20 protein-coding genes and 1 pseudogene are annotated in these 22709 nt (G+C 35.5%); 6 read left to right on the forward strand and 15 right to left on the reverse strand.

Annotated elements, in window-relative coordinates:
• The 9 genes from ALGA_RS21125 to ALGA_RS21165 form a co-directional block, all read right to left on the reverse strand.
• The gene (locus ALGA_RS21125; RefSeq protein WP_096432710.1) at positions 1-507 is read right to left on the reverse strand and encodes a hypothetical protein; all 507 of its coding nucleotides are present in this window, start codon (positions 505-507) and stop codon (positions 1-3) included.
• Positions 508-670: 163 nt separating this feature from the next.
• Complete coding sequence (locus tag ALGA_RS21130; RefSeq protein WP_096432712.1) at positions 671-949, reverse strand: hypothetical protein; 279 nt, start codon at positions 947-949, stop codon at positions 671-673.
• A 9-nt stretch (positions 950-958) separates the two neighbouring features.
• Complete coding sequence (locus ALGA_RS21135; protein WP_096432714.1) at positions 959-1486, reverse strand: hypothetical protein; 528 nt, start codon at positions 1484-1486, stop codon at positions 959-961.
• A 172-nt stretch (positions 1487-1658) separates the two neighbouring features.
• A complete protein-coding gene (locus ALGA_RS21140) occupies positions 1659-3467 on the reverse strand; it encodes an efflux RND transporter periplasmic adaptor subunit (RefSeq protein ID WP_096432716.1) in 1809 nt (602 codons plus the stop codon).
• Between the two features lie 11 nt (positions 3468-3478).
• A complete protein-coding gene (locus ALGA_RS21145) occupies positions 3479-4711 on the reverse strand; it encodes a TolC family protein (protein ID WP_096432718.1) in 1233 nt (410 codons plus the stop codon).
• Between the two features lie 4 nt (positions 4712-4715).
• Positions 4716-8522: an efflux RND transporter permease subunit gene (locus tag ALGA_RS21150; RefSeq protein ID WP_096432720.1), complete on the reverse strand. Its 3807-nt coding sequence runs from the start codon at positions 8520-8522 to the stop codon at positions 4716-4718.
• A 101-nt stretch (positions 8523-8623) separates the two neighbouring features.
• Entirely contained in the window at positions 8624-8992 is a 369-nt protein-coding gene (locus ALGA_RS21155; protein WP_096432722.1) for an HYC_CC_PP family protein, read from the reverse strand.
• Positions 8993-9087: 95 nt separating this feature from the next.
• A complete protein-coding gene (locus ALGA_RS21160; protein WP_096432724.1) occupies positions 9088-9660 on the reverse strand; it encodes a helix-turn-helix domain-containing protein in 573 nt (190 codons plus the stop codon).
• Positions 9661-10111: 451 nt separating this feature from the next.
• Entirely contained in the window at positions 10112-10375 is a 264-nt protein-coding gene (locus ALGA_RS21165; protein ID WP_096432726.1) for a hypothetical protein, read from the reverse strand.
• A 961-nt stretch (positions 10376-11336) separates the two neighbouring features.
• On the opposite strand from ALGA_RS21165, the gene ALGA_RS21170 reads away from it, so the two are divergent.
• A complete protein-coding gene (locus tag ALGA_RS21170; RefSeq protein ID WP_096432728.1) occupies positions 11337-12608 on the forward strand; it encodes a chloride channel protein in 1272 nt (423 codons plus the stop codon).
• A gap of 435 nt (positions 12609-13043) precedes the next feature.
• Here the strand turns inward: ALGA_RS21170 and ALGA_RS21175 are convergent, their stop codons facing one another.
• The 6 genes and pseudogenes from ALGA_RS21175 to ALGA_RS22880 form a co-directional block, all read right to left on the reverse strand.
• The gene (locus tag ALGA_RS21175; protein ID WP_096432730.1) at positions 13044-13223 is read right to left on the reverse strand and encodes a hypothetical protein; all 180 of its coding nucleotides are present in this window, start codon (positions 13221-13223) and stop codon (positions 13044-13046) included.
• 449 nt (positions 13224-13672) lie between these two features.
• Positions 13673-14038 (reverse strand): annotated as a pseudogene (locus ALGA_RS21180) (DUF6261 family protein); the annotation flags it as partial.
• A gap of 191 nt (positions 14039-14229) precedes the next feature.
• On the reverse strand, positions 14230-16203 hold the full coding sequence (locus tag ALGA_RS21185; RefSeq protein ID WP_096432734.1) for a hypothetical protein: 1974 nt from the start codon (positions 16201-16203) through the stop codon (positions 14230-14232).
• Between the two features lie 156 nt (positions 16204-16359).
• The gene (locus ALGA_RS21190; RefSeq protein ID WP_096432736.1) at positions 16360-16539 is read right to left on the reverse strand and encodes a hypothetical protein; all 180 of its coding nucleotides are present in this window, start codon (positions 16537-16539) and stop codon (positions 16360-16362) included.
• A 31-nt stretch (positions 16540-16570) separates the two neighbouring features.
• Complete coding sequence (locus ALGA_RS21195; protein WP_096432738.1) at positions 16571-16765, reverse strand: DUF4339 domain-containing protein; 195 nt, start codon at positions 16763-16765, stop codon at positions 16571-16573.
• A gap of 65 nt (positions 16766-16830) precedes the next feature.
• On the reverse strand, positions 16831-17073 hold the full coding sequence (locus tag ALGA_RS22880) for a PDDEXK family nuclease (RefSeq protein ID WP_145957694.1): 243 nt from the start codon (positions 17071-17073) through the stop codon (positions 16831-16833).
• Between the two features lie 801 nt (positions 17074-17874).
• Between ALGA_RS22880 and ALGA_RS21200 the strand changes: the two genes are divergently transcribed.
• The 5 genes from ALGA_RS21200 (at position 17875) to ALGA_RS21220 (ending at position 22699) form a co-directional block, all read left to right on the forward strand.
• Entirely contained in the window at positions 17875-19452 is a 1578-nt protein-coding gene (locus ALGA_RS21200; RefSeq protein WP_096432740.1) for an HAL/PAL/TAL family ammonia-lyase, read from the forward strand.
• Between the two features lie 100 nt (positions 19453-19552).
• Complete coding sequence (gene fabG, locus ALGA_RS21205; protein WP_096432742.1) at positions 19553-20281, forward strand: 3-oxoacyl-ACP reductase FabG; 729 nt, start codon at positions 19553-19555, stop codon at positions 20279-20281.
• 38 nt (positions 20282-20319) lie between these two features.
• On the forward strand, positions 20320-21537 hold the full coding sequence (locus tag ALGA_RS21210) for a beta-ketoacyl-[acyl-carrier-protein] synthase family protein (protein ID WP_096432744.1): 1218 nt from the start codon (positions 20320-20322) through the stop codon (positions 21535-21537).
• 8 nt (positions 21538-21545) lie between these two features.
• Positions 21546-21797, forward strand: coding sequence for an acyl carrier protein (locus tag ALGA_RS21215; RefSeq protein ID WP_096432746.1), 252 nt, complete (start codon positions 21546-21548; stop codon positions 21795-21797).
• The gene (locus tag ALGA_RS21220; RefSeq protein WP_096432748.1) at positions 21797-22699 is read left to right on the forward strand and encodes an LpxL/LpxP family acyltransferase; all 903 of its coding nucleotides are present in this window, start codon (positions 21797-21799) and stop codon (positions 22697-22699) included. Before ALGA_RS21215 ends, ALGA_RS21220 begins: the two co-directional genes overlap by 1 nt.
• Positions 22700-22709: the final 10 nt, after the last annotated feature.

A 22709-nucleotide genomic window follows, 5' to 3' on the forward strand; every position in this document is an offset into this window, starting at 1 on the left:
CTATTTAGTACCCATAAATTGGTAGTCTCCATCACTCATTTTAAATAAATAGTTAAAGGTATTGTGTCGCATATCGAAATTTCCAAAATGCTCATCGTCTTCCTCATGTTCATCACTTAAATGATGCATCCATTCTGTTTCTCCATTCTGAAGGTCACTCATCATTCCACCTGCCATATGATTTTCGCCTTTCATGTGACCGTAGATTTGTTCAAATTCCTCTCCTGTGTGGCAAACGAAAACACTATCACTATGCTGGTAATAATCAAGCATAAATGTTGTGTCTAATTCTCCTCCAGAACAATGAATCTGAATTTGGTCACCAATAATCATTACATCTGCATACGCATGATCATCTGAAGATAATCCCGATTTCACTAAACTTTTCACTGATAAAGTCCCAGTATATTTTCCTGTAATTTCATTTAACTGCTCATCATCATTTTTGCCGCAAGCAACAAAAATGACCAAACTAAGCAGTACCGCTACTATTGTTTTTGATTTCATAACTTTCCTTTTTTAATGATTAAATATTTAGTTGGTGATAGATGGAATCAAGCCAATTTGAATAAAATACTCTAGCAAGGTCTGATCCCATCTGATCAAAAATAAAACCCAAGTGTCCAAACCTCCATTTAAACACGTCACCAAACTATGAAAAACCTAAGCTCTACAGTTTTAAAAAAAATCCCTTTAGAAAGCTGAACAGCCGAGATCCGTTACTATACCCAGCAATTACTGGTTCCTTTTTAATATCTAAATCTGAAATTATTTGTTCCATTTCCATTATACTAATTGTCGATGAATCGTAGAATAACTGTATTCTATTTTCTGAACAAACAACCTTTCTAACCTCTTCTATTCCAGAGAATAGAATGTTAATTGAATTTATTTCAAATAAAGTCAAATCCAGATCAGTATGGAATTCAAAACATCTAATGGCACTCATAACTATAAATTATGGTAGGTTATATATTAGAGTTTCATCATTATTATTAAAACTCTCTCCAACATGTTTGTAAATAAGCATTTTGGTTTGTCCTTTTGTATGGATTATTTCCATCATATTACTGTTATCAACCTTTAACAAGGATTCCCCTGTTTCGGTGATTACGTTTAGTGTAAAATTGACTTTACTATAGTCAACATTAGGATCTTCAAAGTTATCTGGCACTGTAAATTCCAAACAAGAATATACAACCTCAACTTTTTCGTCTTTATTGAAAGTTGTTTGTGAAATTAATTTAACCTCATCTAAAAGATGGTTTTTAGGCAGAGGTAGCATAACAGTTTTCCAAAGGGTGTTATCAATATTATAGATGAAAATAGTTTGCTTTTTCTTATCATATTTCACATACTTAAAAGATCCGTCATCCAACTGAATGGATTTGTATTTTGAATCAATTTTTGCTTCATATTTAATCTGGGTATAACCAACTGTAGCTATAAAAAGCAGAAGAATGGTTAATAACGTATTTATTTTCATAATTTTAATTTTTAATGATTTGTCTTGATTGTAGATACCTAACTGTTTCGCTAGTAGTCAGAGGATTTGTGACATTACCTGTTCTTAAATAAAAAATAATATTACTCTTTACTATCTATTTTTAAGATTGAAATTCAGGAAGGAGTTCCCACTCCCTCCTTTTTATAAAACCTTATTTAATAGTTTCCTTAACTTCACCACACCCAATCATATCTTCTCCATAATATGGATTTTTGATTTCTTCAGAATTACTAAACCAATAGGCGCCTTTGTTATCATTAGCCATTGGACAGAATTGATAATAAGTAGTAACTTTATTTAATCCAAAAGCTTTTATCGCATTATAAAACACTTGATTAAAAGTAACAAATGCCTCCCTTTGCTTTTTAATATTATCAAATTTCAGAATCTCGCCAATAGATTTTTTCAAAGTAGGTAGTTCTTTCATCCAAAGCATATGAGAATCTCCTTTTAACAGAGCCATATCCACCTTATTCAAATCTTCTTTCACTACCCTGGCTGTTTTCTTAACTTTATCTGCATCAGAATCAATAAACCCGTCTTTCATGTTCAAGTATGCCTTATATACTGATGTTAGTTGGCTCTTAAATTTTTCATCAACCGATTTGGAATCGCCTTTTAGAGTCTTAGATTTTATTGAAGCTCCCATATCCATTTTGGACATATCGTGAGGAGTAGAACCTGCTCCACCACTGGGGTTCATCATGCTAGGAAGTCCAATTAGCTGAGATGCAGCATCAATTTTAAAGACACCATTAATGGCTATTTCTTCATTTTCCTTCAAGCCTTCTGCAACAACAAAGAATGATCCAGCTTCAGGGCCTAAAACGATTTCACGATACAAGAATGATGGTGTTTCCCGATTCGGAACTTTCACATAAACCACGGCTCTTTTCCCTGTCCAAAGAATGGCTGATTTCGGAATGAGTAATTTATTTAGACCTTTCCCAATTTCAGATTTAACTGATCCATTCACAAACATTTCCGGCTTGAGCAGCTGATTGGTATTCGATACTTCAGCCCTCACTTTAGCAACTCTGGTTTTAGCATCAATAAAAGGATCGATGAAAGTTACATTGGCCACATAATTTTTACCCGGTAAAGCCTGAACTGTAAATTCAACTTTATCATTCATCTTTATCCATGGTAAATCACTTTCATACGCATCTAGCATCACCCAAAGGTTTGATAGATCAACCACTTCAAATAATTTGGTTCCTTCCTTTATATATTCACCAACAGCAACATGCCGCATAGTAACCGTTCCAGAAATTGGAGACAATACATCAAAATAAAGCATCGGTTCTCCTTTAATCTCAATCGCCTCAATTTGCTTATCGGTAAGACTCCATAATTTAAGTTTTCCTTTAGAAGCCTGGTATAACGACGGACGTGAAGATTTAAAACTAATAGCCTCCAACAATTCACGTTGCGCTGTTACCAAGTCTGGAGAATAAATGGTAGCTAGTTTTTCCCCTTTACGCACAGTTTGTCCTGTGAAATTGACAAATAATTTTTCAATTCTCCCTCCAAAGCGAGCCGTTAATTCCGATATATTTCTTTCATCAGCATGAATTTTACCTTGCAATCGAACTGATTTTTCAGGAACTCCAAATTGAACCTTCATGGTTTGAATATCCGCCAATTTAGCTGCAGATTCAGACATAACAAGTTCATTCGGATCAACATCATCTCCAGATGACTGCATAGTGGTAAGGGGTATTAATTCCATTGCACATATCGGGCACTTCCCTGGCTTATCTTGTTTAATCTGTGGATGCATTGAACAAGTCCAGGTCGTTGGATCTTCAGATTCATGATTGTGCCCCTCAATACCATTTGAAGGTGTCATCGTTTTATCAGACGATCCTGAAAACACAAGTCCAAGAAGAACCCCAATTACTAAAACTGCAATTACTAATTTGTAATTCCCTTTTATATTGTTGATTATTTTTTTCATAACAGAACGATTTATTTACCCATTAAGTAGTTGATGAATGCAATTGCAGCTTGTTTATCTGCTCTGGCTTTTTCCAGCTCCAAATTGTACTTTAGAACCTTTCTTTCCATTCTTAAAATTTCTTCGAAATTCTTATTCCCTGTTGCATAATCGGTTCCCAACAGATTTAAAGATATATTGGCCAATTCTAACTGAGTGATGTACAAAGCAATTCTTCTATGTCCATCTTTATAATCTTTCCATGAATTTTCGAATATGGATTCTAACATGTTTAATGTATTGGCTTTATCCATCTCTTTGGCGGTTTCCAGCAAAACAACTTCATTAATCATTGCCTTGTATTTGTTTCGGTAAAGAGGAACTGTAATCCCAATTTTCGGGAAAATAAAGGCATCTTTTCCTGCAAGATTATTACCTCCCTTTCCGACAATGGTATAATCAAAACCTAAATTGAAACTGGGTTTGCCTTGCTTGTCAGCCAACACCTTTCGATATTTCAATGACTCCTGCTGAAGAGCAATCCCCAACAACTTGTGATTATTGCTTTTCACAGAATCCAACAAGGCTTCTTTTGTAAAACGAATGTTGTTTTCCCACAAGACTTCAGGTGTATTCACCATACTTGATTTATCTGCATTCAATAGATTATTAAAAGCAATTTCCAATACCTGCTGTTTATCTGTTAATAGATCCAGTTGGTTTTGCAAATCACCAATTTCCATTTCAATTCGATACTCATCAACAGCAGAAACCAAACCTGCCTCTACTTTAATAACAGCCAGCTTTTTAAATGCACTTAGAATCTCAAGATTCTCCTTAGTGACTGAGATCGCTTTCTTGTTAAAATAGATGTTGTAATAGTTTGCACTGATATCACTAAATAATTTTGACTTGACATCCTGAAAAACCTCATATTTTGCTTTCGCATTCTGAATAGCAATATTTTCTTTTGCTTTTAGTGTTCCAAACCACGGAAACATCTGGGAGGCAGAAAATTTAAATTCCTGAGGTCCCACTCTTGTTTCAACAGGTTTAATAAAATAAGCGAATGCAAGTTGAGGATCAGGCAATACTTTCACCTGAGGTGCTACCTCTAAAGCCGCCATATACTCCTTAAATCGGGCTTGCAATCCCGGGTTATTTTCTGCTCCTGTATTCAAGTAAGCTGACAGTTCCTGCTGACCAAAAACAACTGAGGAGGTCAAAAGAAACAGGGCTGTGATAATTATATTTACTTTTCTCATGATTCTACTCCTTTAGTTTTTTTAACTCCTTCTTAATTATAGCTTCCTGCCACATACTATGCAACACCGGTACAACAAACATAGTTAATACCGCTATTGTCATTCCTCCAAATAGAGGTATTGCCATTGGCACCATAATATCGGAACCTTTTCCTGTTGATGTTAAAATTGGAACCAGTGCAATAATGGTCGTTGCAGTTGTCATCACTGCAGGACGTACTCTTTTTGAACCAGCTTCATGAACCAAATCGCGTACCTCTTGAATTGATTTAGGAGCCTTTTTTTCCTGTAGTTGTTTGATGTAAGTACTGATCAATACACCATCATCAGTTGCCACTCCAAAGAGAGCAATAAAGCCAACCCAAACGGCCACACTTAAATTTATGGTTCGTACCTGAAATAAATCCCTTAGATTAATACCCCCTAACTCTCCGTTCATGAACCAAGGCTGACCATACAACCAAAGCATTATAAACCCACCTGACAAGGCAACAATAATCCCTGTAAAGACTAAAGCTGTAGATACAACAGATTTAAATTGGAAATAAAGAATTAGAAAAATGATCATTAGAGATATCGGCACAACAATCAACAACCTTTTTGTTGCTCGAATTTGATTCTCATAGTTACCTGTAAAGACATAACTAACACCTGCAGGCAATACAAATTCGCCTTCAGAAAGTTTTTCTTTTAAGTAAGCCTGTGCATTTTCAACCACATCAACTTCCGCAAAGCCTTCCTTTTTGTCAAAAATAACATAACCTACCAGGAAGGTGTTTTCACTTTTAATTAACTGCGGTCCCCTGATGTAATTTACTTTAACCAATTCCCCTAATGGAATTTGAGCTCCACCTGCTGTGGGAATTAATATCTTTTTTAAATCTTCTGGGTTATCGCGATATTCTCTTGCATAACGTAAACGTACCGGGAATCGTTTTCTTCCTTCAACCGTTGTCGTTAATTTCATTCCTCCAATAGCACTACTAATTACCGTTTGTAGCCCCTTAACTGAAATGCCATAGCGTGAGATAGCATCTCTATCAATTTCCAGCTCCAGATAAGGTTTTCCAACCACTCTGTCAGCAAAAACAGACATTGCCTGCACCCCTTCTACCTGTTTTAAGTGCTTTTCTATATCATAGCCCACTTTTTCAATTGACACCAAATCGGGACCGAAAACTTTAATTCCCATTGGTGCCCTCATTCCGGTTTGTAACATCACCAACCGAGTTTGAATTGGTTGCAATTTTGGTGCTGAGGTTAGACCCGGAATTGACGCTTTCTTGATGATTTGATCCCAAATATCATTTGGCGATTTTACTTCTTTACGCCATTGTCGGAAATACACTCCATTATTGTCTTCAATCAGATTTTCTTTACTAATTAAACGAAACTCCTCCTCCCATGGATTGAATGTAGAACCATCCTTCAACACAAACGCTTCTTTTTTGTTTACTTTAAATCGCATTCTATGTCCGGATTCATCCAGCATATACTCCGACTTGTAATTAATTAAATTTTCGAACATCGAAGTTGGTGCCGGATCGAGAGCCGAATTTACCCGGCCCCATTTTCCAACGACACTTTCAATCTCAGGAATTGAATTAATCTTCTTATCAAGAATGGCAATTACATCAAGGTTTTCTTGTATCCCGGAATGTGGCATAGTTGTTGGCATGAACAAGAATGATCCTTCATTAAGAGATGGCATAAACTCTTTACCAATTCCTGGAATAGAAGCATCCAATTTTTTATAAACACTGGTTTTCTGCACGAATTCCGGCATAAAACCAAACATCTTATCAAAACCCTGCCAAACTGAAATTCCAAATACAACAATCATGATTGGAACAGATAAAAATTTCCATTTGTTATTTAAACACCATTTTAATATCCTCGAATAAAAGAATACCACTGAAGAAAGTACTCCCAGTACTGTTCCTACAATAACTATTACAAACAGGAAGTTTGCAAACAGGCTATTCCCTGCTCCCAAAGGCAACCATGCCTTTGTTAGGAAAAAGACCACCACCACAATTGTAATTGCAATATTAATTAGGTTCACCCACGATTTTTTCGACTCAACCCACTTATCGGCAAACAAACCATTTAAGCCATATGCAACCAAAGCTAATGCCACATAGTTCCCTGAAACAATCGACAAAACAAGACCTGCCACAATAATCAGGCTATTCCAAATTTTAGAATATTTGTTTTTATCAAATCGAATAGAAAATACCAGATGGGCCAATGTTGGAATGATAATTAAACCAATTAGCAAGGCCGCCAGCATGGTAAAGGTTTTGGTATATGCCAGAGGTTTAAACAGTTTACCTTCGGCTGCCTCCATTGCAAACACCGGCAAAAAGCTTACGATGGTAGTTGCCAAAGCTGTTACAACCGCCCCTGCAACTTCAGTTGTAGCGGTATAAACAATTTCCAAAAGTTTTTTCCCTTTGGCTCCAATATTTTCAACCGCCTCGGCATGCCGGATGATGTTTTCGGTAAAGACAACTCCCACATCAACCATAACACCGATTGCAATGGCAATACCAGACAAAGCAACAATATTGGCATCCACACCAAACTGACGCATCGCGATAAAGGTAATTAACACCCCAATCGGCAATAAACTTGATATTAAAAAAGAGGCCCTGAGATTTAACACCAACACAATAACCACTAAAATGCTGATCAAAAGCTCCAAAGAAATAGCTTCCTCCAGTGTTCCCAGGGTTTCTTTAATCAATCCTGTTCGATCGTAAAAAGGAACAATTGTTATTTTAGATACGGTACCATCAGCCAATGTTTTGGATGGTAAACCAGGTTCAATTTCCGCAATTTTTGCTTTTAGATTTTCAATGGTTTGTAAAGGATTGGCGCCATATCTTGCTACTACAACACCACCAACTGCTTCGGCTCCTCCTTTATCCAAGCCACCACGGCGAGTGGCTGGTCCAAAATTCACTTTGGCAACATCGCTTATTCTAATAGGAATATTATTTCTAACAACAACAACACTTTTTTCAATGTCTTCCAGGCTTTTGATATAACCTAATGCTCTTATTAAATATTCTACTTTATTGAACTCGATGGTTCGGGCTCCAATATCCAGATTACTGTTTTTAACAGCAGCTATTACCTGACTGATATTTACGCCATGCGCTTTCATGGCATCAGGATCAACATCTACTTGATACTCTTTCACAAAACCTCCAATGGAAGCAACCTCTGCAACTCCTTTTGCTGATGTAAGAGAGTAACGAACGGAGAAATCCTGAATGGTTCTTAGCTCATGCGGATCCCAACCTCCGGCAGGATTTCCCTCCTTATCTCTTCCTTCTAATGTATACCAATAAACCTGGCCAAGAGCAGTTGCATCTGGTCCTAAGGCTGGTGATACATCCTCAGGAAGTGTACCGGTAGGAAGAGAGTTTAGTTTTTCCAGAATTCTGGTTCTACTCCAGTAAAACTCAATCCCCTCTTCAAAGATGATATAGATACTTGAAACACCAAAAATGGAGTTGCTACGAATGGTTTTTACACCTGGAATCCCTAAAAGAGATGTTGTTAATGGATAAGAGATCTGGTCTTCAATATCCTGAGGAGATCTTCCCGGCCATTCGGTGTATACAATTTGTTGATTCTCACCAATATCGGGAATTGCATCAACAGGTACAGGATCATTTGGTAAAAACCCGGTATCCCAACCAAAAGGAGAATTTATAACTCCCCAGCTAATCATGACAATCAGCACCAAAAAAGTAACTAGTTTATTCTCAAGGAAAAAACGAATAATCTTATTAAGCATAGTTATTCAATTATGATTTAATCTTAACTTTAAAATACCTGACATGTTAGAAACTATAAGGCATAGCTGTCCTAACGCATCTTATAAAGAAAAGTTACAAATCATAATCTGTAATTCTGCAAACGAGAAAGTACGGTTTGAATTTTGGGTGGCGGAATAGAATTTCTGAAAATATATCCTATTGCCTTAACTGCGACCTCCATGTCGATTAATTCATTTGAAATTGGTAAAACAATCTCAAATTGACTAAAATCAAAAGTGTAAGATGAAATGGAAAAATCATCTTTAATTTTTAATGTAAAAGCCTCATCGTGACAGCATCCTTCCGGGATATCACAACATGACTTCGGTGCTGATAAAAAAGACACATCCTTTACATTACCTCCACAATAATGTGTAGAGATAGTCATACCTGTTGTAACAACAAATAAAACTAAAGTAAGTAATGTATGAATGATTTTTTTCAGCATTGAAATTAATATATAGCACAAATGTAAAAATAGTTTATCCAATTAGTGTGTATAATTTTTTTAAAGAAGTGCACAATTTTTGGATTCATTGAGATTTACACCTCTGTAATAGGTCTTCTCCCTATTTTCTTATCCTTACTGAACTCTCTGGGAGTTAGCCCAGTTATTGATTTGAATTGACGAGAAAAATGCTGACTTGAGCTGTAATTTAATTGGTAGGCTATTTCGCTAACATTTAACTCTTCGTAGCAAAGTAACTCTTTTGCTTTTTCTATTTTCTGAAGAATTAGATACTTTTCAATGGTAGTTCCTTCAATTTCTGAGAATAGTTTGCTTAAAGATGAATATGAATGCCCTATGGTATTTGGCAAGTACTCTGTTAAATTCCCTAAATGTTCTGATGATTCCTGGTGGTGTACCATTTTAATAATTTCGTTCTTTACCTGCTCAATCAATTGAGATTTTTTGTCATTCAACAATTCAAATCCAATCTCATTTAAAGCCTTTTTAAGATCATTGCACTGCAATTCGTTTATTGTATTCTGAAAAAGAACAGTTCCAAGGTCAATCTCAATATACTTAATATTCAATCTTTCAAGAACATCTTTTACCGCAGATATGCATCGAGGACACACCATGTTCTTAATGTGAATTTTACTTTTTCCCATTTATAAAGTTTTAATTATATGCTATTAAGTACCACTATTTTGAATTTATTAAGAATCAAGATCATCCATATTGTGATGCATTGCCAAATAAACAAAGTAAGAAAAACTATTGAGACAGGATCAACCTAAGCAGAAGAAATTTAATTGCATTTTTAAAAGGATCAACTTTATAATTTGAAAGATTATACTTAGAAAACTAATTAGAGACGGATTTTATAACTTTAATTGCAAAGCAATAAAGAGAATAAACTTACCGGATTTTAGTATTGCAGTTAAAAACAATTGGGAGCCCCAACAAAAGTGGGACTCCTAAATTATTAAATCTACAGCTATTTTGTGATAAATTCCTTTTGGTTGTGCAGCTCCTTTCTTAAAGAAATAGAGCCGATTTGGAGAACAAATGGAACGACCAATCCCGAAAATTCGGGAGAACGCCATATTTCCTATTCAATTAGCTATTTCCCTTATTCAAATATTGAAAAAACTTAACTTTATATTCCTCTGATAAAAAATCATCAGATTGATCTTTTAAAGGATCCAACCAATTTACTTTTTGTTTGGACCAATAGCCATTTGCAGGAAGAGGTATATCATTTTCATGGCATGTTTTCCTTAGTATTGATTCAGGAATACTATAAATTTTCGAAAGTTGAGTTTTTGGCTTAGACCATACTAGGTCATATAATTCTTTGCAGATTATTGAAATTGATTCCATGACTAAAGAGATTTAATATCCTCCTTAAGTTAGTGATGATTTTTCCGCTTCAAAAACAGCTCAGAATGATAAATATCATAAGGTTAATGCTTTTCTGCCAGCCATAAACTACTCACCTATTAATGATTATCTGCGAGGAGGGGTTTCACAGTACGCAATATCATTAATGTGTCATCAAATTCGCAGGAGTTGAAACAATCTTTTTAAAACTTGTTCGATCCAATTTAGATACGATTTGTGGGAATATATTTAAATTTGTCGATGCAGAAAGTGGTTTTTGTTGTGCAACTCAAAGATACTTTGAGATACTTAAATTCTTTCTCTCTTTTTTTATTCGTTTAGGACGCGATTGATATTGAGGGAAGAAATTATCCTTTTTTTAGGTACTTTTGCTTAAATTTAATACAGTTAAGTGACTTAACAAGCATTTTAACAAATCATTTCATGTCAAATTAATTCAAATGTAACCAACTGACAAACAGGCTATTATAAAGTTTTATTGCTTCTTATTTGTTACCCAAATAAGACAACACTCTACTTAATAAACATCTGATTACTTTCTGCATCGGAAAGTAATAAAGATATAAATACACTTCTCTTTATTGCCATGAGCCTGAATCATATCGATTTAGGCTCTTTCAGTATTATCAGAAGTTTTTCGATCAATGTTGATACGATGAGTGTTTTATCGATAACAAAGGAAAACTAGTTTTCTTTAGCTGTAATATGAACATTCGAAAAAGAATTTTGTCTTTTGATCATTCGAAAGTGAAAAATAAATAAAAAAACGGATTGTTTTCAATCATCAATCATCAATCACAAATAGAAAGGGATGTTTTAAATTACCGAGACCTGCAATCAGCTTACGTTTCTATTGATATTGTAACAGCTAATCTTCAATAGTTCTTCATTACAAAGCTCTGCCCCACAAATATTGAATTGCCTAATAAGACATCGAATAATGAAATTGAAGAAAAGAAGAAAATTTGATAAATATTTAGATATTTTAGATCACCCTATTCGGTTTAACCCATTTGTATTCAGCAGAACATTTTTGTTATGGGCATTTCTTGGCATAGTCGGTGGCATCATTGCAGCAGTGTATTTGATTGTTCTTGAATATCTGACAAATAGTATCGCCTATTTTGAAGGCTGGCTGGTTATTCCAGTGATGGCTATTTGTGGCCTATTAGCAGGTTTGGTCTCTCATTTTATAGGTGATCCGGGTGAAATAAATCTCATTGTAAATAATATTCGCTTTAATAAAGGCAAGCTCGATCCAAAGAAAAATCCATCAATGGTTCTGTCCTCATTACTCTGTATTGCTTCAGGAGGAAGCCTGGGTCCCGAAGCACCATTAGTGCAAGTGACAGGTTCAACCGGCTCATGGCTAGGGAGAATATTGCGCTTAAAAGGAGAAGAACTCCGATCGCTTAGCATTGCCGGTATGGCATCTGGATTTACCGCATTATTCGGCGCTCCATTAGGCGGAAGTCTTTTTTCACTGGAAATTCTGCATCATAAATATGCTATTGAATATTATAAAGCTATTGTTCCAGCACTTGTGGCAAGTTCTTTTAGCTATATTACATTTGCTTTTATCATCCATTTAAAATCAGGATCTGTGTGGCATTTTGATGCCTATGAAATGATTGACAAATTTGATTTCGTATATGTGGTCTTTTTTGCTTTTTTAGCTACGATGATAGGATGGTTATTTATTTGTTGTACGAAGGGTTTTAAATATCTTTTTGGAAAATTGAATATTCCAACCTACCTCAAAACATTAATCGGCGGAATAATACTCGGTGTTATTGCTCTTTATTTTCCATTAACCCGGTATTTTGGACTCAAGGAAATTAATGAGATTATGATTGGCAATTTATCAATTGATTTTCTGCTTGCAATTCTGATCTTTAAAATCCTCGCCATATCTGTGGCCGTCACTTCCGGTTGGAGAGGTGGATTTATTATCCCCATGTTCTTTCTTGGAGTTACATTAGGGCTGATTCTTCACCAATTATTTCCATCCATCAATCTGGCTTTAACTGTAATCAGTTGTATGGCGGCAATCAACGCCTGCGTGACCAGGACTCCTATGAGTACGACTATTTTATTGGCAACTTTAACAGGATTTACATATTTCGTTCCCATACTATTTGCAAGTTTAACCGGATATTTTCTTGCCCCGAGAATACCATTTATATCTTCACAAATGGAAAAAGAAAAATGATGAGTCGATCAGCTAATATCGTTTATATTTTTAATTCAAAAACAAAATAAGCTGCTATCAACTAATTCGGATTGAGTTAAAAAAATATAGACAAGCTGTTCCGAAGTTTATTAATCTACTTAATCAAATAAGAATTGAGGAATATGATTCTCACGGTAAAAGACCTGACAGGTTTTTTAAACCTGTCAGGTCTGAACTATTAATTGTATTTCGCTTCTGGTTTCGCAGCCATTAGTAGTTCTTCCCTTTCAACGCTGTCAGGTTTCCCCTGAAAACCGCCCACAGTACCGACTGCATTAATTGCTGAGCAGCGTGTTTGTTGCTGACGATCCCCTGCTCTAAACTATCGCATAAGGCCATGAGTTGATTTACTTATGACTTTACAATCGGAAGCAAAGCACTACGAATTTTCAGCAATAATCTTTTTTGCCTCTACTATTTTTCGTTTTCTTTCCTTTTCTGAATATCAGCAATTTCCTTATTTTGATGCAATTTTAAATTCTCAAGCAGCAACCTCTTTTCTTTTGCCTGCAAGAGTAAAGCGTTAACTTCTTTTTGAGCTTGAGCAACTTTCAATTCAAGTGCCTCTAATTGGTGCGTTTTTTTTGTTTCCATGGTGATATGATTAAGGTTTTGAAAGAGAACTTCCTGAATTTAAACAGATTGCCACGTTCCTTATTTTTCGGAACAAGCTCTACCTCCCCGCAATGAGATGTGAAATTTGAAACCTCCCTTAGGGTGAAAAGCCACTATCGTTTTTTTTTAGTTTTATTTCCTTTAGGGTTCGGAAGCAGGATTAAAAATCCTGAACTCTTTGGTCGCAGATTACAAATCTGTAAAACAGTAATACCCTGCACGATCAGTTCGTCACTTTTTCTTCATAAAAAAAATCCTCTAACACTTGGAGGATTTGTCTGTAAGTAGATATCGGTTTGTAAATTAAATTGAAGAATAATTAATGTTAATAAAATTGATTGCATTTTTACCAACAAGCCGAGGCCCTCAATTCCCATTTTAAACTTTTGTCGGTTTACAAGATAATTTCAGAAGTCTCTGCTTTTTTATTAAGCCCCTATTACTTCCATAGCATTCCCAGTTCTTGTTTTTCTTGTGCGTACAACGGTCAAATATTTTTGATTGCATTTGTTAATGAAATTAGCTCTTGTTTCGTTTTTTTCATTCGAAGCAATGCAATTAAGTACCTCAATAGCGTCAAACAACTCTTCGCAAGCAATTCGTACATATTTATATACTTCTTGGGTGTCGTAATCCACGTCATCATTTTTTGCAATACTTCTCTCCTCGCTTTGCTGATTAAAGGCTCTGTTGTCCTCCATCATTTCAAGATACCACGGAGTGGCTTCCAATATTGTTATCAATACCTGATTTTCTGGTAGATCTAACTCCTTAATTAAACTCGCCATTTTAGCAGACTGCCTTTTTTCGGCTCAACGACTGTCTGCAGGGCTTTTAATGCTTACGGAGCCACCTGTTTATAGGAGTTTGAAGGTGATAGTTCAAAAAATAAGACCCGACAGGTTTCCAAAACCTGTCGGGTCAGTAGTATTTCAATTCTTGCTATCTATATTACTAGTTAACTGCAAGTCTTTGTGTTATATTATTAAAACTCAGTCCCCTGAGCGTCATAATATTTAGACGTAATATCACCCGTTAATAAATCTTCTGTTACTACAACATATTGATACAAGTCATCAGTATTAACTATACGTAAACTGCGATCGCCTTGGCTATAAGAAAATATCGAAGTTACTCTTTTAGTTGCCGAAAGTTTACCATCCACTTTTTCATATTGATTTTCATAAACATGAATTTCTATTCCTTCTGAATACTCACTATTGTTTTGCCATCGAATTTGACAATCCGCAAGTTTAACTCCATTTTCATCATAACTAAAATGATTCCCAACATAACTTAATAGTTCAAATTGCTCTTTTTGCGTTGGGTGATGATACTCAAAATCAGTTTTAGAGAAACTTTCAATTAAATTCATATTTCGAACAGCAAAAGAAGTCATAAATTTTCGATGACCATTCTCCCAGTATTTTATTACTACACTGTTATCAATTTTCTTCACCAGTTTCTCGTTAGAATCGTAAAATTTCTTCTCCATTAACTCCTCATAAAGATCAAATATTTCAACTACATTGTATCCATCATCTTCGTACTGTCTTTCAAGTAATCTGCCCTTGTAATCAAGAACATTTATAACTTCTTTGTCATCATAAAGCGTTCTTCCTATCTCATCATAATAAGTTGTATAGCTATAAGCTTGACTTGTACTGGTTGAAGAAGTAAGATTATTGCCACTATAGTTGTATTCTATTGTGTTAACCTGAGTTTCCTCATATATTTGAGTTTGCAATTCTCTTACAAGTAGATTTTCGGAATTGTACTCAAAATCATATACGAAACTCTCTGTTTCTTCATCATTTTCATTTAATTCAATCCGAATAAGTTTCACCTCTAAACCATTGGTATATTCTGATTCATATTTTGGATATAGTATCTCTCCGTCCTGATTAAATCTAATTCTTGATAATGCATTTCCATCACTATCTACCGTTAGTTTAAGTGCAGAAGAAAAACTTCCATCAACATTATAATATTTATATTCTGTGATGTAATCATCCTCATTGTATAGGTAGTCTATATGCCCTGTTGCAACACCTGTCGCATTCAGACTTTCATTCTTAGTTACGAAGCCCTCCTCATTTAGGGTCAACAGACTTAAATTATTTTTTATTTTCTTAATATTTCCTGATTCATAATGCTCAGTGAAGAAATAATCAACTGTTGGTTGAGTATTTGTTCTTGTGTGATCCTCTACAGTTATCTTTTCTGGCAAACTTCCATCTACAGGGTAATAATGCTTAATCGTTTGGCCGATAAAATCAAGAGTAATATTTTTATTTACTGCATGATTTCTATAAATCTCTGAATAAGTTGGGATACCTCTTTGGGTAAAATGATGAACAATTTTTTCATTCTTATCAAGAAAGAAAGTTTCAATGTTCTTCAGGTACGATTGCACATTTGGCGTTTTATCAGAAAATGAAAGTGAACTATATCCAAAATCTTGTGGTTTCGATCCTAGTGTAGTTACAACCTGTATATCTATTTGTGTTGTTTCATCAACAGCTATTTTAAAGCTAATTGGCAATGCTTCCTGTACCCAAGCGGCAGCAAGTGAACCATCAACAGGAGAGGCAAAAGTAGTAGCACGATCCTCATTTTTAAGTAAAAAACCGGTAATGGCATAGCCATCTCCATTATCCAGATCAACTCCTTTTATGGTGAAGCTATTGTCTCCCCAATTTTCAAGTTGAACTTCTTTGGAGTTGAAACCATCTAACACTGCTCCATCTTTCTCAATGCTAATAATTGCAGTTTTTAAATTTTCTAACTCAAAAGATGTTCCTGCTGAAGATTTGGTATTTCCTGTTTCTGAAACACCTATTGCTAACATTCCTTTTCCGGATAATTCTATGTCCTTTTCGGGAGAATCATCCTTTGAACAAGAAAAGCAGGCTGCTGAGAATAAAGCAACAAGAATAAAAGTTTTTAATTCTTTCATAATTAAATTTGAATTGTTTATTTGTTTAAATACTAAATTGATAATTTCTTTTTTCAATATCTTATTACATGCACACAAGTATTATTTGAACATCTGTTTCAAATTGACTAATGCCACCCAAATTTTCTTCCAAGTCAATAATCTTTTTTGTCTCTACTATTTTTCGTTTTCTTTCCTTTTCTGAATTTCAGCAATTCCATTATTTTGATGAAATTTTAAATTCTCAAGCTGCAACCTCTTTTCTTTAGCCTGCAAAAGTAAAGCGTTGACTTCTTTTTGAGCTTGAGCAACTTTCAATTCAAGTGCTTCTAATTGGTGTATTTCTTTTGTATCCATAGTGATATGATTAAGGGTTTAAAAGATGACCTCATAAATTTAAACAAACAGGAGGAGGCATTACTTCAAAAAAACTTTGAAATTCAGCAATTTGTTCGGCTTTTTCCCAGTCTTTCATGCCTTCGCACCAAAGCAAACTGTCTTTTTCAATTTTTCCTTTTAATTCATTTATCGAAAAGGGACCTCTTTTATCTCCATTCTCGACATAGTACCATTGTTTATTCATTTCAAGATATATTAGATTTCAATATGGGTTCTTACTTATTATTATCTGCGCTTGTGTTTCCATTACTATTCGCCATAAACTGTCGGACTTAAAAACAACTCATCAATAGTCTCTATCATTTCTTTTTCTGGTTTGGCATAGAATACACCGGTATTGCCTCCTGCCCTGCAACCACGCAAAAACAGATAATACACGCCACCAAAATCACGTTCGTAAGTAAAATTTGGCAAACGCATTTCCAGGTAACGCTTTAGTGCAATGCTATAAATAAGGTATTGCAGATGGTAATTGTTATCTGTCCACGGCATCTAATAGCCCCATATTGAGCAATAAAACCCTCACAAAACCACACTCTTATTATGTTGGCTTTACAATATACTAATTTGCACTTCATTAAGAAGGTGTCAAACCTGCCAAGTTTAAGAATAAGTTATAAACAATTGTTTATCTTAAACTTACCGATTCAATTTTAAAAGCATAAATTTATGTCAACACTTCGCCAAAACTTGTCGTTATTAAAACACAAAACCTAAAATAAAATACACAATGGATTACTTTCTTCTATGTAAATGCTGCCTATCATTAAAAAGGCTCATCCTAAAAGAAGAAAGCATTATTCGTTAATTGAAACCAGGAGACGCTGAGCTCGCATTTGTGTTTCTCTGGTAATTAGGTCTGATCACCATAGCCCAAATGTTGCATAAACTGATCAATTTCCTTTTACAAGATCTGATTATTTAATTTCAGGCAATCCTACATGGATGGATTCAACAAGATGTGTAGGCATTTTAATCAAATAAGAATTGGGAAATATGATTCTCACCATAAAAGATATGGCGAAAAATGATCTGCAATTGATTTATAGTAAAGAGCAATTCGAACAAAGAATGCTTTTATCAAGACTAGAGAATATATAGCGAAGCTTGGGCAAATATGATTATAAGGATAAAATACGCTTATAATCATTTGGTTACAAAATACGGATAGCGCAATCAAATAATTTATTGAATATAGAAATCGATTAGTTGCAATTAACTTAAGAAAACCGTTGCTATTTTAGTTATTATTCTATTATTTTTGCAACCTGTTAAAACAACTCAAGCAAGCAAATGCCACTACTTTTAAATAATTCATTATTAGAACTAAACGACTTTATCTCAATTATTAATAATGATCATGATTTCGAAATTTCAGAAGAAAGATGCGAGAAGCTAAAGGAATCATATAATTTTCTGTTCGATTTTTCTAAAGACAAAATAATTTATGGTATAAATACGGGCTTGGGACCCATGGCTCAATATAAGATTCAAAAAGACGAACAGGTTCAACTGCAATTAAATCTTATTCGAAGTCATGCCGTTGGAGCTGGCAATCCTCTTGATGATGCAACACTAAAAGCTGCAATGCTAGCCCGGCTAAACTCTTTTCTTCAAGGTAAATCGGGCGTTCATTATTCGTGTATCGAACTGCTTAGTCAGATGATAAAGAAAAATATTCTTCCATTTATTCCTGAACATGGTGGTGTTGGAGCAAGTGGTGATCTGGTTCAATTAGCACATTTAGGATTAAATCTCATTGGCGAAGGCAAAGTAAAATATCAGGGAGAATGGTGTTCTACTGAGGAAGTATTCAAAAAGGAAGAACTTCAGACCATTCAAATAAAATTACGGGAAGGTTTGGCCATCATAAATGGAACTTCGGTAATGACGGGTATGGGAATCAACAATTTGCAGGAAGCTAAGAATCTATTCAATTGGTCCTTGAGTTTATCTTGTATCATGAATGAAATTGTTGAATCGTTCGATGATCATTTTTCAGATGAACTCAACTTTGCTAAAAGACATAAAGGACAGCGAGAAGTTGCCAGACAAATGCAAGCCATTCTTGGCAACAGCAAGCGAATTTTGAAACGGGAAGAGCATTTCTTTACGGATCAAAATTTGGATCAGGATATTTTCTCGAAGAAGGTACAAGAGTATTACTCTTTGCGTTGTGTTCCGCAAATTTTAGGTCCGGTGTTCGATACGATAAACAATTGTGCGCATGTTTTAGAGGACGAACTAAATTCGGCAAACGACAACCCTATTGTGTCGCTTAGTGAAGAAAATGTATTGCATGGTGGTAATTTTCATGGGGATTATATCTCCCTGGAAATGGACAAACTAAAAATGGTTACTACCCGAATGAGCATGCTCTCGGAACGACAACTAAATTTTCTCTTCAATAATAAGATCAATAAAATTCTTCCTCCTTTTATCAATTTAGGAAAACTGGGATTGAATTTAGGCATGCAGGCAATGCAATTTACAGCAACCTCTACTACCGCCGAATGCCAAACAATATCAAACCCAATGTACGTTCATTCTATTCCTAACAATAACGACAATCAGGATATTGTGAGCATGGGAACCAACTCGGCAATATTGTGTCAAAGGGTTTTAAACAATACCAGACAAGTGCTGGCCATACAAATAATTGCTGTTTGCCAGGCTATTGATTACTTGAAAATAGAATCAAAGCTGTCGCCTTTTACTCAGAAATTATATAGCATGGCTCGAGATATTGTGCCTGTATTTATCGAGGATACTCCTAAGTATGAGGAGATGGCTGCTATTGAAAAACTAATAAAGGAATGCGAAATTAAACTTCCTACTTTTGTAGAGTCCGAAATGAGCCTTACGGTATAGGCTACAATATTTAGATGAGAAGTAAGAATATTTAAAATTGGGAATGAAAAATTTGCCAATTAGATCTCAAAATATAGTAAAAGCAACAAATTAGACTCTTATGAAATATGCGCTTGTAACAGGGGGATCAAGAGGTATTGGTAAAGCGATATGTACAGAACTGGCTGCCGATGGAATGTATGTTCTTATCAACTATCGTTCGAACAAAGAAGAAGCTGAAAATACCTTACAGGAAATTAAAGATCAAGGAGGTAATGGAGAACTCCTTCCCTTTGATGTTTCCGATAGTGATGAGATTAAAAGTAGCCTGGATAATTGGCATACTTCCAATCCTGATCAACACATTAGTGTACTGGTAAACAACGCCGGCATCAACAAAGATAACCTGATGGTATTTATGTCTGAGGATCAATGGGGATCAGTAATAAAAACGAATTTGGATAGCTTCTTTCACATTACCAGTAGGTTGCTAACAAATATGGTTATTAATAAATGGGGCCGCATCATAAATGTGGTTTCTTTATCAGGACAAAAAGGAATGCCTGGTCAAACGAATTATTCGGCTGCAAAAGCGGGTGTTATTGGTGCAACCAAATCGCTGGCAATGGAAATTGGCAAGAAAAAAATAACAGTAAATGCTGTTGCTCCCGGCTTTATCAGAACAGATATGACTGCTGATTTAGACGAAAAAGAACTTAAAAAACTAATTCCTCTAAATAGATTTGGAACTGCCCAGGAGGTAGCCTATGCGGTGTCATTTTTAGCCTCAGATAAAGCAGCTTACATAACAGGAGAAACCATTTCTATTAATGGTGGCATGTACAGCTAGTAAGTAAACATTAAATAGTATTCGACAAACCAAAAAATATGAAGAGAGTAGTCATTACAGGGATGGGAGTTTACTCCACAATAGGAAAAAATATTGAAGAAGTAAACGATTCCCTTTACAATGGTGTTTCTGGAATCGGAATTGATGCAAAACGAATTGATGACGGTTTTAGATCTCCCTTAACAGGAATTATTGAACGCCCTATATTGAAAGGGGTATTGCCAAGAAGAATGCGGATCGGATTGCCCGAACAAGGCGAATATGCTTACGTTGCAACCATGGAAGCTTTGGAAATGGCTCAACTTGATGAAGAATTCAGACTCAAGAATGAGGTTGGTATTCTTTATGGGAATGATAGTTCTGCAGTTCCGGTAATTAATGCAATTGATATCGTTCGTGCCAAAAAAGATACCACTTTGGTGGGATCAGGAAGCATTTTTCAGTCGATGAACTCCTCCATAACCATGAATTTGTCGGTTATTTTAAAACTAACAGGCGTGAATTTCACCATTAGTGGAGCTTGTGCCAGTAGTTCGCACGCCATTGGAATGGCAATGATTCTTATTCAGCAAGGCTTACAGGACATTATTATTTGTGGTGGCGGACAAGAGGTGAATGCCGAATCGATGGGTTCCTTCGATGGTTTAAGTGCCTTCTCGACGAACACAGCTGATCCGACCAAAGCCTCTCGCCCATTTGATAGGGATCGTGACGGACTTGTGCCTAGTGGTGGTGCAGCAACAGTAGTTGTTGAAAGCTACGAATCGGCCATCAAGCGCGGGGCTCCAATTCTTGCCGAATTAACCGGCTATGGCTTCTCATCGAATGGTGAGCATATTTCGGTTCCAAATATTAAAGGGCCAAGCAAATCGCTCGAAAAAGCACTTAAATACGCAGGTATTTGCGCTCAGGATATCGACTATGTAAATGCTCATGCCACGTCAACTATTGTTGGTGACACGAATGAAGCGCAAGCTTTATACAATATTTTCGGCTCCAAAACACCTATCAATTCAACCAAATCGATGACGGGTCATGAAATGTGGATGTGCGGTGCCAGTGAAATTATTTATTCGATACTGATGATGCAAAATTCATACATTGCCCCAACCATCAATTTTGAAAACCCTGATGAGCATTCGGCCAAACTAAATATTTCAGGAAATCGAATTGAAAAAAATATTGATACTTTCCTTTCCAACTCGTTTGGTTTTGGAGGTACAAACTCAACCTTAATCGTGAAAAAAGTAAAATAACAACCTATATGACTAAAGAAGAAGTAATCAAAAAAGTGGATGCCTTTTTAATTGATGAATTTGAAATTGAAGCGGATCAGATTAAACCTGATGCCAATTTTAAAGATGATTTGGAGATTGAAAGTCTTGATTTTGTTGATATCGTAGTAATCATCGAAAGAGAATTTGGATTTAAAGTAAAAGGCGAGGAAATGACTCACATTCGTCAGCTTTCCGATCTATACGACTATATTGAAGAACAAGTAAAAGTACACTCCTAATGGCTTCATGGGAAGGTAAAACCCGGGGTGGTACAACGGGATACCGAATATTTATCCTATTACTAAAGAAGGTGAATATTCGGTTTTCTTACGCTCTTTTGCGAGCGGTTGCTGTCTACTTTTGGTTTTTTTCTGATAAGGGTCCTTTGATGTATTTCTATCAAAATCGCCTTCAGCATGGTAAATTTGATGCCTATAAAGCGATTTACCGAAATTACGTAATGCTTGGCGAATGCCTGCTCGACAAAATTGTTGTTATGGCTGGAATTAAAAACAAATTTACCTTCGACTTTGATGGAGAAGACTATTTACATGCCCTGGCCAAAGATAAAAAAGGAGGAATCTTAATTGGTGCACACATTGGAAATTGGGAAATTGCCGGTCATTTACTAACGCGAATCAACACCAAAGTACATGTTGTAATGCTCGATGCTGAACATCAAAAAATAAAGGAATTAATGCAAAATGTACTGCGTGATAAACAAATGGCGATCATTCCCATAAAAAACAATTTCGATCATTTGCACGCCATAGAAGAAGCTCTTAAAAAAGGCGAATTTATTGCCTTACATGGCGATCGCTTTTTACCGGGCAGTAAAACAATTTGTACTGAATTCTTAGGGCAGGAAGCACAATTTCCAAGTGGTCCTTTCTATATGGCATCTAAATTCGGGGCTCCTGTTTGTTATGTTTCTGCAATTAAAACAAGTAGATATCACTATCATTTTAAGGCCACCAAACCAGAGGTACTTCCCTACCCTAACAAGCTAAAAACAAGAAATCAAGATCTTAAAAATATGATTGAACCTTATGTGAGGAATCTGGAGCAAATTGTTCTCGAAAATCCGAATCAATGGTTCAATTTCTATTCATTTTGGGGTGATAAAAACTCTGTCAACTAAAAGACCTATA

It is taken from the genome of Labilibaculum antarcticum (assembly GCF_002356295.1).
GTDB lineage: Bacteria > Bacteroidota > Bacteroidia > Bacteroidales > Marinifilaceae > Labilibaculum > Labilibaculum antarcticum.